The organism is Candidatus Methanoperedens nitratireducens (genome assembly GCF_900196725.1).
GTDB lineage: Archaea > Halobacteriota > Methanosarcinia > Methanosarcinales > Methanoperedenaceae > Methanoperedens > Methanoperedens nitroreducens_A.
Genome location: NZ_FZMP01000116.1, coordinates 1 through 11,158 on the forward strand (window position 1 = coordinate 1; position 11,158 = coordinate 11,158).

The window sequence follows — 11,158 nt, forward strand, 5'->3', positions numbered from 1 at the left end:
TCATGTCTTTACCTTCTTCTTTTAAGTAAAAACGGCATTTCTCATTCTGGCATACAACACTAATTTCTCCTCTTGGACGAACCATAATAATCACATATCCAGGATATGTTATTCATCCTATATTAAGTATCGTATTTTAGGACAATGGGAGATATTCCATGACCATGTTATTGCGGCAGCGGTTCTGGACAGGATTCTCCACCACTGCACTACGATAAACATAAAAGGCGAGAGCTACAGGCTTAAAGAACGCAAAAAACATGGGTTGACAATCTCACGGAAGTAGAGTTGACTTTTTAATGAAATGTTTGAAAGTCGAGGGAAAACCTTTTATGGGGGTGGGGAAAATTAAACCGCCATAATTGGGGAATTCTACACCGCCGTTGACACTTCAGGTAATTTTATTATGCTTGTTCTACTCAATAGCTCTGAGGTCATGGCCATTATATCAATAGGTTGTGTGTTCATGGTCATGACTTCATATATCAACCGCTTAAAATATTACCAGGGGACAATACATTCTAAAACTGGGTTGATATCTCATTCACTCGGAAGTAGGACTATTCGGAAGTACTGTATCTTTAAGTAAATAGGTGACTAAATAATTCAAATGTCTGTCCTTTCTGGTTTTTTGGGTGATTACAAAATATTCCAGTAAGAACGGACATAAAATTAATTTTTACCTTCGGAAGTACTGACCATGGAACATAATTAAAGATGCTGTTTTTAGCTATATTTTATAATTCATTGTTCTTTATTTCGGTTCAATTTCCATTGTATGCGGCGCAGGACTCCACGAAGGGTCTGTACCTCGCGTCCTGTCAATTCCGCCCTGCCGAGTATTCTCTGAAGCATAAGCTGGGTCTTATTCGATTTATGTTCTTTATATTCAATATCTGCAAGCACCTCTTCGATATGTTCGTATAAAAGCTCGATATCAAAATGGTCGGCAAGGTGATTTTCCCCGCCAGTGATGTCGTTCAATTCATATAAGATGACTGCAACAGCATGAGAGAGGTTCATACTGGGATAATCGGGACTTGTAGGGATGTTCACCAGGATGCTGCACAGCTCAAGCTCATCGTTCCGAAGTCCGTCGCTTTCCCTTCCGAACAGCAGCGATACGACCCCGCTTTTCCCGGTAAGTTTTTCCTTAATCTTTCGGGGAGCCAGGGCAGGCATCCTCATATGTTCGTTCTCGGTCGTCCCTGCAAGCCCGGTAGTACCTATAATGACACTTGAACCTACCAGAGCGTCTTTTAAGGAAAATTCAATCCTGGCATTCTCGATTATGTCATACGCATGCACAGCCATTACACGCGCCCGCATATCGAGTTCGCATGGATTCAAAAGGACAAGCTCACTAAAGCCGAAGTTTTTCATCACGCGAGCTACCGAGCCGACATTACCGCTATGCAGCGGCTCAACAAGAACGATGCGAAAGGTAAGGGGCAACATAGTTTCAGGCAAAATGTTTTGGCAATATCACGAATAGTTTTCCAGGAATTTGAGATTATAATGTTTGGTCAACTCTTTTAAGTTTTGTTTCATCTCGCTTTCTATGTTCTTAAATAAAACAGTCGAATTCCCCTGTTCCGACAGGGCAAGTAAAAAGCAATCTGAAAATGCAATATTATATCGGGATTTAATAGTTGCGGCTTTGAGACATAATTCGTATTCCAGGGGTTTTATATCTACGTGCGGATGATAGTAAACAAAATCATATAGTTTCTTTGCATGCTCTTCGGAGCTCGGGGGCATGTACACTTCACGATAGACTCTCTCTGCTACATAATATACTTCAGCCAGCGTCAGCGGGGTGAGAACAGCGGTAGCCTCTCCACTGTTAACCGAATCAACTATCGCTTTCGCCTGTTGATGAAAGGCACCTCGGATATTGATATATTCTATCCAGACGCCAGTATCTATTGCTATCATTTTATCCCCAGCTCATGAAGCATTTTCTTGATCTTTGCCTCGTCAACCCCACGAGATGCTTCCAGGGCCCTGTCCGCGGCATGCGGGGAGGCGCTGACAAACAATTCTGCGGGTTTTACCTCAGGCTCTGCTACCAGGATTATCTTTTTGTTCTCCTGAGAAACTTTTAGCTTATTACCCATCGTTAAGCCGAGCATCTCCCTTATTTTTTTGGGGATTACTATTTGGCCCTTGCTGGAAATTGTTACGGTTGTCATAAGAGTATGTAAGACACTAATCTTATTTATGTCTTACTATGTTTTTACATATAATAAGAGTTAAGTTCACAATGACAGTATTACAAGCATGTCCGTCTCAATAGCACTTGCAGGAAAACCGAACTGCGGAAAATCAACATTTTTTAAAGCCGCCACGTTGGCGAATGTTGAGATCGCAAATTACCCTTTCACCACCATAGATGCAAACCACGGTGTTGCATACGTAAGAACTACGTGCCCGTGCAGGGAATTAAAGCTCAACTGCGGAAATTGCAGGGATGGCGTGCGATTCGTCCCGATAGGAATGATCGATGTGGCAGGGCTTGTCCCGGACGCCCATAAAGGACGCGGGCTTGGCAATGCATTTCTTGATAATTTAAGGCAGGCAAAGGCTATAATCCATGTGATCGATGCCTCAGGCGGCACGGATATCGAGGGTGCGCCTGTGCCTGTGGGTTCGCATAACCCACTCGAAGATATAAAGTTCCTTGAGCACGAGATAACAATGTGGCTGTCCGGGATACTGAAGCGTAACTGGGAGAGGCTGTCGCGCAAAGTGCAGGCTGAAGGGTTAAAACTTGAGGAAACAATAGCAGGGCAGCTTGAGGGTGCAGGGATAACGGAAGCTCATGTAAAAACAGCGCTTACCAGGCTGAAACTTCCCCGCGATAAGCCTCATATGTGGACCGATGAGCAGATCATTGAATTATCAGATATGCTAAGGGCTGAGAGCAAACCCCTCATATTCGCAGCAAATAAAATCGATGTTGCATCGCAGGAGAACATCGAGCGGCTCTCGAAGGTCGGTGCAATACCCATAAGCGCTGCGGCAGAAGTGGCGCTGCGCCTTGCCGACAAAACCGGGGCGATAAAATACATACCAGGGGATGCCGACTTTGTGGAATCACCCAACTTATCCGGGGTGCAGAAAGAGGCGCTTGCCAAAATGCGCACCCTCATGAAGAAGTACGGGGGTACTGGCATCCAGAAATGTATTAACGAGACCGTGTTCAAGCTTCTGGATCTTATCGTGGTTTATCCTGTTGAGGATGAGAACAGGTTCACTGACAAAAAGGGGAACATGCTTCCCGATGCCTTCCTTTTGAAGAGAGGAAGCACCCCGAAAGACCTGGCATTTATGATACATACTGATATCGGTAAGGGGTTCCTGTATGCTGTGGATGCGCGCACCAAGATGAGACTTGGGGAAAAGCATGAGCTAAAGAACGGGGATATCGTGAAAATCGTGGCGGTGAAATAGGGGGATATTTAAATTTATACCCCCTTTTGACTCTTAATGTGAGATGCTGTTACTTTTTATCTTCATCCACTACTTTATATTCGGCATCAGTAACTTTTTCTTCTTTTGCCCCTTCTGTTGGTCCCTGCTGAGCCTGTTCCTGCTGCGCCTGCTGCTGTGCCTGTTGTTGCTGCGTCTGCTGGTACAGTATGGTGCTTATCGCATGCATCTCTTTCGTGAGATCCTCAATAGCAGCACGGATACTTGTCGCATCATCGCTTTTCATCGCTTCTTTTAATCTCTCAACGGCCTTCTCTGCCTTTTCTCTCTGTTCGGCGGAAACCTTATCGCCCAGTTCTTTCAGCGTCTTCTCTGTAGTATAGATCAGCGTATCAGCCTGGTTCTGGAGCTCGACTTTCTCTTTTCTCTTCTTATCTTCCTCAGCGTATCTCTCTGCATCTTTTATCCTCTTATCGATATCCTGTGTGGACATCTTCAGCGGCGCGGTTATGGTCATCTTCTGTTCTTTACCTGTTCCGAGGTCTTTCGCAGATACATGGAGTATCCCATTAGCGTCAATATCAAAGGTAACTTCTATCTGCGGAACGCCGCGCGGTGCCGGCGGTATGCCCACGAGGTTGAACCTGCCGAGTGTCACGTTATCGTATGCCATCGCCCTCTCTCCCTGGAGTACATGTATCTCCACGGTCGTCTGGCTATCTGCGGCAGTCGAGAATATCTGGCTCTTCCGCGTGGGGATAGTGGTATTTCTGGATATGAGCGGTGTCATAACATGACCGAGCGTCTCAATGCCCAGAGTGAGAGGAGTAACATCAAGCAGCAGGATATCTTTTACTTCACCCGCAAGAACGCCTGCCTGGATTGCCGCACCCATTGCCACGCATTCCATCGGGTCAACGCCTCCTTCCACTTTCTTGCCGACATAATCCTCAACGAATTTCTGGACTATGGGCATTCTGGTAGGTCCGCCGACCATAATCACTTTATCAATGTCTTTAGGCGTTAATTTTGCATCCGACATTGCCTGGCGCAAAGGACCTTTGCATCTTTCCACTACACTGCTGACTATCTCCTCAAGCTTGGCTCTGGTGAGCGTCATGGTCAGGTGCTTTGGACCCGATGCATCTGCAGTCAGGAATGGCAGGTTGATATCAGAGGTAAGGGTCGTTGAAAGCTCAATTTTCGCCTTTTCAGCAGCATCCCTTATTCTCTGCATTGCGACCTTGTCATTGCGTACATCGACACTCTGTTGCTTCCTGAACTCCTCGACGATATAATCTACCAGCTTATTGTCCATATCCGTTCCGCCAAGTTGAGTATCGCCGCTGGTGGCCTTTACTTCAAAAACGCCGCCCCCGAATTCCATTATCGTGACATCAAGCGTGCCCCCTCCGAAATCAAATACCATGATCTTCTGCTCTTTCTCCGCCTTATCTAAACCGTAAGCAAGGGATGCAGCTGTAGGTTCGTTAATTATCCTCACAACCTCCAGACCTGCGATAGTGCCGGCATCCTTGGTCGCCTGCCTCTGGTTATCATTGAAATAAGCGGGCACTGTTATGACAGCCTTCTCGACAGTATCACCCAAAAACGCCTCAGCGTCGCGCTTTATTTTTTGCAGCAAGATAGCGGAAAGCTCCTGCGGCGTATAATCTTTCCCGAATATCCTGTACTTGTAGTCTGTACCCATCTTCCTCTTAAAGGCAGTGACAGTGCCCTCAGGATTCGTGATCGCCTGTCTCTTTGCAGGTTCACCTACCAGCCGCTCGCCTGTCTTTGTAAAAGCCACGTAGCTGGGGAAGGCTTTCCCGTACTGGGTAATACCTTCAGCACTTGGAACTATAGTTGGTCTTCCTCCCAGCATTACTGCTGCGGCGGAATTGCTCGTTCCGAGATCTATACCTATGATTTTTGCCATTATTTCACCTCATTCTCTATTTTATCCTCTTTTCTTTTCGATACTCTGACTTTAGAATAAAGAATGACCTTGTTATTTAACATGTAACCCCTTGCAAACTCTTCAAGAATTGTACCGTCTTCGTACTCATCGGTAATCGTCTGCATCATTGCCTCATGCTTATAAGGGTCAAATCTTTCCCCCAGTGCCTTGATTGGAGTCAGACCGTTTTTCTCAAGAACATTTTTGAATTGCTTATGTATTAGCTCCATACCCTCAATTAATTTTTCTTTGTTTTCCGCCTTCTTTGCATTCTTCAACCCCCTTTCAAGATTCTCCATTATGTCTATCAGTTCTAATATGAGTTTCTCATTTGCGTATTTTACGAATTCTTCCTTTTCTTTCAGTGTCCTTTTCCTGACATTTTCAAACTCGGCGCTCAGGCGAAGAAAACTGTCTTTACACTCCGCATGCTGCTTTTTTGTCTCTTCCAGTTGTTTTTTTGTCTCCTCTGTCTCCTCTAATTGCTTTTTCGTATCCTCTAATTCTTTTATAAGGGTTTTTTCATGAGGATCCGGTTCTTCTATTTCCTCTGGTTCGGAAGGTTCGCTTTCTTCAACGTCAACCTTTTTTCCTTCTTTGCCTTCTTTATTGCTGACCATACGACAACACCATAATTAATTTAAAAATCAAATATTTAGACGTTAAAGGATTACTAACACCTCGCACCTGTCATACCACTTTCAAATTATTATGTTATAGCTTATCTTATTTAATGTTAGTCTTCCTCAACAGGCGGTGCCTGTATCCCATTGTAAAAGTCCGCGGTGTGCTCTGGATTGACATCCATCATGCCGGTTTCCTTCGCCATCAGGATATCATCGATTCGCATGATCATATTCGCAGCATCTGTTGCGGATTTTATTATCTGCGTCTTTACGCGCAGCGGCTCGATGACCCCTAACCGGAGCATATCCTCAGCTTTTCCTGTGAATACGTTCAATCCTGCTGTGCTGATGCCTTTGCTGTGCATGTTCCTGAGATCCACGAGTGCATCGATCGCATCAAGACCTGCATTTTCGGCGATACCTTTGGGTATCTCCTCAAGCGCATCTGCATAAGCCATAACAGCAAGCTGCTCCCTGCCTGAAAGCGTGGTGGCGTACTTCCGAAGCTTTATGGCAAGCTCAACCTCAGGTGCGCCGCCTCCGGCTACTATCTTGCCGTCCTCTATCACATCCCCGACCACGCGCAGCGCATCGTCCAGGGCGCGCTCTATCTCATCTGCCACATGCTCTGCGCCGCTGTATATCAGAATGGACACAGCCTTGGGGTTCTCGCATCCCTCGATGTAGACCATCTTGTAGTTGCCCAGACCGCGCTCTTCGACTATATCAGCCCTGCCGAGGTCTTCCTCTTCTACCCCGTCAAGTACTGAGACAACACGGGCGCCGGTCGCTTTTACGATCTTTTTGATCTCTTCATCCTTACATCTGCGTACCGCGAATACACCTCTCTTTGCAAGGCAGTGCATCCCGATATCATCTATACCTTTCTCTGTGAATATGACATTGGCTCCGCTTTTTAAGAGCGCTTCGACTTTTTCATCCACAAGCTTTGTTTCTTCAAGCCTTGCTTCCTTGAGGAGTTCCGGGGATGTTATCTGGACTTTTGAAGTGATCTGCGTTTTCTCAACCTCGATCCCCGTATCCAGCACCGCGATCCTAGCGTTCTTTACTTTTTTTGGCATGTTCTTATGTGCCCTTGCTTTATCGATCACGACCCCGTGAACGAATTTTGTATCTTTGATACTGCCGCCGCGCTGGTGGATGATATTGATATTTTCCTTCACGTTCACCCTGCCGCCATCTTTGATAGACTGCGCGGTCTTTACGCACAACTGGACGAGCGAATCCAGGGCAAGGTCTGCGCTTTTTCCTGTGAGCGCCGTCCTTGCGATATTCTCCAGCACGTCTTCTGAAGCATCGATAGCCATATCCTCAAGGATCTCAAGCGCTTTTACCGAGGCAAGGCTGTAACCTCTTGTTATGCTCGTTGGATGGACATTCTGTTCAACCAGCGTTTTCGCTTTGTTCAGGAGCTCTCCTGCAAGAACGACCGCACTCGTAGTGCCGTCGCCTGCCTTATCTTCCTGGGTGCGGGCGATTTCCACCATCATTTTTGCAGCGGGATGTTTTATGTCCATCTCCTGCAGGATGGTCGCGCCATCGTTCGTGATCACCATGTCCCCGACCGGGTTCACGAGCATCTTGTCCATGCCTTTCGGACCGAGAGTGGTCCTTACTGCATCTGCTATTGCTTTTGCTGCCGTGATGTTGAATCCGAGTGCTTCTTTTCCCTGGGTACGTGTCTTATCTTTGTCTAATATAATAATAGGCTGTCCAGATAGTTGACCTGCCATAATGAATTACCTCCGAACTTAAAGATGATTCTAAGTGTTTGTGGTTCTATAAATAATTTATCGAGATTCGGGCATTTCCGAAGCTGTGGAGCATTTTGGGCGAACAGCATATCCTCCTGTTATCCGAACCGAGGGGCAAGATTGAGAAGTGAGCGCAGGGTTGGCGAACAGTGTTCATGTTTTCATATTCATATTTTTTCCATATATTTATGGCTTAGTTCTTCTTGCAGTAATAAACTGCAAAAAAATCATCTTTATGACGAATATCAAATTTAAATCCTGATTTATGGAGCATTTCCTCTATAACCCAATCGAATGTTGAAAATTCGTCCTTAATATGCATTTCGGCTTCCTTTGCAAAATTTATCCCCATTTTTTCTTTCATGGTATCAATCCAGTTGTCGATTTTATGGTTATATTCTTCAATCGGGAATGAAAAAATGACATCACCTAAATAAAAGGTACCGCCATTCTTAAGCAACTGATAAATTCTTTTTAAAGCAATCATTTTCCAGAAGTCCGGCAAATGATGCAATGCAAGATTTGAGACAATCATATCTAAAGAGGGTCCGTTATGCTCATAGCTTAAAAAACCAGCCTGAATAAATGCGACATTACTGATCCCCATTGCCTGTGCTTTTTGTTTTGCATAAGCTATCATTGTTGATGAAACATCGATAGCATAAACGTTATTACAATACCTTGCTGCTTCAATTGCAAAATTACCCGTTCCTGTACCAATTTCAAGCAATGAGTGTTCTCTCTCCAGGCATATGGCATTAATTATATCAGTTGATTCTTTTTTAAAATCTCTAAATTTTGCCATCTGCTCGTCATATGCCTGAACATTTGAAGTATCCTGATAATCTGTACCAACTTGCACTGTTTCATTATATTGCCATTTTACATTCGACTTCATCTTTCCACCTTTTAAAGTCATGTCAAATTTCAACTTCCAGTCTTATCATCTGGACATGAATAAAACCCTCATTATCCGGCGGATAATTTTCAATGTATCTTTCCACTATCTCTCCAATAAATTCATCGCGCCGTCCTTCGGGCACCCTCTGGATATATGGAAGCCAGGTCGCACGGATCCATCCCGACAGCCCTTCCTTCCCTTTCTGGATCATATCCTTTGGTACTAATTCGACCCGTTTCGCCTTAAGCGCAACATCTTTGGGCCAGACATTGTATTCATCTTTTCCATAAAATGCCCAGGGAAAAGCAAAATCAGTAAAGTATCCATGCCATTTTTTGCTATATACAATTGTTTCCAGGACTTCCAGGATTTCGGCAGCGTTCCCCTTACCAGCCATCTGAAGCAAAACCCTCCCACCCGGCTTCAGGCTCCTTTTAATCCCCCGGAGGACTGGCAGATGGTCAATGACCCAATGAAGAGCAGTGGTAGAAAAGACAACATCAAATTCGCTAATAAAATTCATATTTCTTGCATCCACCAGTTGAAAAGCAAGATTCGGGTATATCGAAAAATTATCCCATGCGAAACTGATCATTTCTATAGAATTATCGATACCCAAAACTGAACCATCTGGTAATTTTTCCGCGATCTCAGCAGTAACCTTGCCATCGCCGCATCCGATATCCAAAACTCTCTCATTTCCCTTGAGAGCGAGTTTCAGTATAAGTTCCCGTGCCCATTTTTGTTGTTCAGCGGAACTTTTGTGGTAATCTTTTGCATTCCATTTGTACATGCTTACACCATCTCTCATTCTATCCGGCATGAAATGTTTATCACTTTCACTCCGACAGATATCCGGACATTAACGCTAATCCAGGTCTTCCCGCAATTGGGCAGCCTTCGTGAAAAAGCTGTCTGTGGAATATTGGAGCAGCAGGCTTGCAGCCATCATATTTGCAGCTAAGATCGCGGTGAATATGGCTATCTGTATGGAGGCTGCCTCAAGCGGGTCAGCACCACTGAGCAACATGCCTGTCATGACGCCCGGTATCCATACCAGGCCAAGGTTTTTCATATTATCGATCGAAGGTATCAACCCGGAGAGGAGACCCTGCCTGAGAGAGTCAGCCGCCGCAAGCCCGGGTGGCGCGCCAAGGGCAAGGTATGCTTCGATTTCCGCCCGCCTGTTCCTTATCTCGCCCCTGTACCTGTCTATAGACAGTGAACTCACGTTCATGGCATTGCCTATAAGTATACTGCCAGTAGGTACCAGGTACCTGGCTTCGAAAGGGAAAACACCAAGCAGGAAAAAGGGGATGAGCAATATCAATGATGCAACGGCTATTGAGACGATAGCTACAGGCAGTGTCTTTCCAAGCTTGCCTGATCTTGAATACGAGGTGTGCCCTGCCATGATAGCCATTACAAGAAGTACAAGGAAACTCCAGTAAAGAGGCAGCTCGAATAACAGGAGTATGACAGAAGCAAGGATCAGTACCTGTACCATCGCCCTGGCTCCGGAAATGGAAATTTCCTTCCCTATGCCGAGCCTCCGCGCATAGGCTGCGGTCAGTATAACAAGCGCAACTGATAGGGCAAGAGCAGGGACTTCAGACACGGGCTTCCTCCAGCCTGCCGTCCCTGAGCGCAAACTTTCTTCCATCTATTCTCTTTGCCTGTTCCCGGTCATGTGTGACCCAGAGCATGGTAAGGTTCCGTTCCCTGCACATGCCCAGCAGCAGCCCCTCTATTTTTTCAGCCGTAACCGCATCCAGCGAGGAAGTCGGCTCATCCAGCAGCAGCACTTCGGGCTGGTTCGCAAGCGCCCTTGCTATGCATACCCTCTGTTTTTCCCCGACCGAGAGCTGCAGGGCGTCGGCATCCAGTAAGGCTTCTGGTATGCCTGTATCCCGTGCAAGAACTCCGGTATCTGTGTAACTGCCCCACAATTTCATGCCCAAACCAATGTTATCCCGAACGCTTCCCCGGAACACGACGGGTACCTGGAATACCATGCCGATTTTTCTTCTTAATTCCAGGGGGTTATAATCCCTGGTATCTTTGCCATTGAGCAGGATAATACCCGAATCGGGCTCCGACAGCCTGTTAATCAGCCGCAGAAGCGTGGATTTCCCGGAGCCTGAGGGACCCATAACCGTGATAAGTTCTCCACTATGCACTTCCAGGTCGAGGCTGGATATGACCTGCGTCCTGACCTTGCCATTGTTTATCTTGCGTAAGATTGATTTGGACACATTTTTTAGCTCAAGATGGAGTGGAGTCATCAAATAATATAAAACAGGTTGTTCGGATATAAATAATGTCATCCAGGGTTCTGTCCGGTCTTCGGTGGATAGGAGATATACCCTGCTTCCTCGGTGTACGGTTTCCGTCTTTCAATTTTTTTATGTGATATTTATAATATCTTTATGGGAGTTGTACCGTCATAAGTCTCATGCTC

At 45.7% G+C, this 11,158-nt stretch carries 11 protein-coding genes and 1 pseudogene; 2 read left to right on the forward strand and 10 right to left on the reverse strand.

Annotated features, from left to right (window positions below; all coding sequences use genetic code 11):
- Window positions 1-139: 139 nt before the first annotated feature.
- Window positions 140-286, forward strand: a pseudogene (locus MNV_RS20180) (ATP-binding protein); the annotation flags it as partial.
- Window positions 287-744: 458 nt separating this feature from the next.
- Here the strand turns inward: MNV_RS20180 and MNV_RS08700 are convergent.
- From MNV_RS08700 to MNV_RS08710, 3 genes are read right to left on the reverse strand one after another with little or no spacing between them, the layout of a single operon-like run.
- The gene (locus MNV_RS08700) at window positions 745-1,458 is read right to left on the reverse strand and encodes an RNA methyltransferase (RefSeq protein WP_306453633.1); all 714 of its coding nucleotides are present in this window, start codon (window positions 1,456-1,458) and stop codon (window positions 745-747) included.
- 27 nt (window positions 1,459-1,485) lie between these two features.
- Window positions 1,486-1,938: a type II toxin-antitoxin system VapC family toxin gene (locus MNV_RS08705; protein ID WP_096205273.1), complete on the reverse strand. Its 453-nt coding sequence runs from the start codon at window positions 1,936-1,938 to the stop codon at window positions 1,486-1,488.
- Window positions 1,935-2,195: an AbrB/MazE/SpoVT family DNA-binding domain-containing protein gene (locus tag MNV_RS08710; RefSeq protein WP_096205275.1), complete on the reverse strand. Its 261-nt coding sequence runs from the start codon at window positions 2,193-2,195 to the stop codon at window positions 1,935-1,937. Before MNV_RS08710 ends, MNV_RS08705 begins: the two co-directional genes overlap by 4 nt.
- Window positions 2,196-2,283: 88 nt before the next feature.
- Between MNV_RS08710 and MNV_RS08715 the strand changes: the two genes are divergently transcribed.
- The gene (locus tag MNV_RS08715) at window positions 2,284-3,456 is read left to right on the forward strand and encodes a redox-regulated ATPase YchF (protein ID WP_096205277.1); all 1,173 of its coding nucleotides are present in this window, start codon (window positions 2,284-2,286) and stop codon (window positions 3,454-3,456) included.
- Between the two features lie 49 nt (window positions 3,457-3,505).
- Here the strand turns inward: MNV_RS08715 and dnaK are convergent, their stop codons facing one another.
- The 7 genes from dnaK to MNV_RS08750 all read right to left on the reverse strand — a co-directional run bounded on the left by dnaK (window position 3,506) and on the right by MNV_RS08750 (window position 10,982).
- A complete protein-coding gene (gene dnaK, locus MNV_RS08720; protein ID WP_096205279.1) occupies window positions 3,506-5,374 on the reverse strand; it encodes a molecular chaperone DnaK in 1,869 nt (622 codons plus the stop codon).
- Window positions 5,374-6,015 carry a nucleotide exchange factor GrpE gene (gene grpE, locus MNV_RS08725; protein WP_096205281.1) on the reverse strand — a complete coding sequence of 214 codons (642 nt, stop codon included), beginning with the start codon at window positions 6,013-6,015 and terminating at the stop codon, window positions 5,374-5,376. Before grpE ends, dnaK begins: the two co-directional genes overlap by 1 nt.
- Window positions 6,016-6,131: 116 nt before the next feature.
- Complete coding sequence (gene thsA, locus MNV_RS08730) at window positions 6,132-7,775, reverse strand: thermosome subunit alpha (RefSeq protein WP_096205283.1); 1,644 nt, start codon at window positions 7,773-7,775, stop codon at window positions 6,132-6,134.
- Between the two features lie 214 nt (window positions 7,776-7,989).
- Window positions 7,990-8,694 carry a class I SAM-dependent methyltransferase gene (locus MNV_RS08735; RefSeq protein WP_179293886.1) on the reverse strand — a complete coding sequence of 235 codons (705 nt, stop codon included), beginning with the start codon at window positions 8,692-8,694 and terminating at the stop codon, window positions 7,990-7,992.
- A 22-nt stretch (window positions 8,695-8,716) separates the two neighbouring features.
- Window positions 8,717-9,490 (reverse strand): methyltransferase domain-containing protein, encoded by a 774-nt coding sequence (locus MNV_RS08740; RefSeq protein WP_096205292.1) that lies wholly within the window; start codon window positions 9,488-9,490, stop codon window positions 8,717-8,719.
- Window positions 9,491-9,565: 75 nt separating this feature from the next.
- A complete protein-coding gene (locus MNV_RS08745) occupies window positions 9,566-10,360 on the reverse strand; it encodes an ABC transporter permease (protein WP_096205287.1) in 795 nt (264 codons plus the stop codon).
- Window positions 10,308-10,982 carry an ABC transporter ATP-binding protein gene (locus MNV_RS08750; RefSeq protein ID WP_257000004.1) on the reverse strand — a complete coding sequence of 225 codons (675 nt, stop codon included), beginning with the start codon at window positions 10,980-10,982 and terminating at the stop codon, window positions 10,308-10,310. The genes MNV_RS08745 and MNV_RS08750 overlap by 53 nt, the downstream gene beginning before the upstream one ends.
- Window positions 10,983-11,158: the final 176 nt, after the last annotated feature.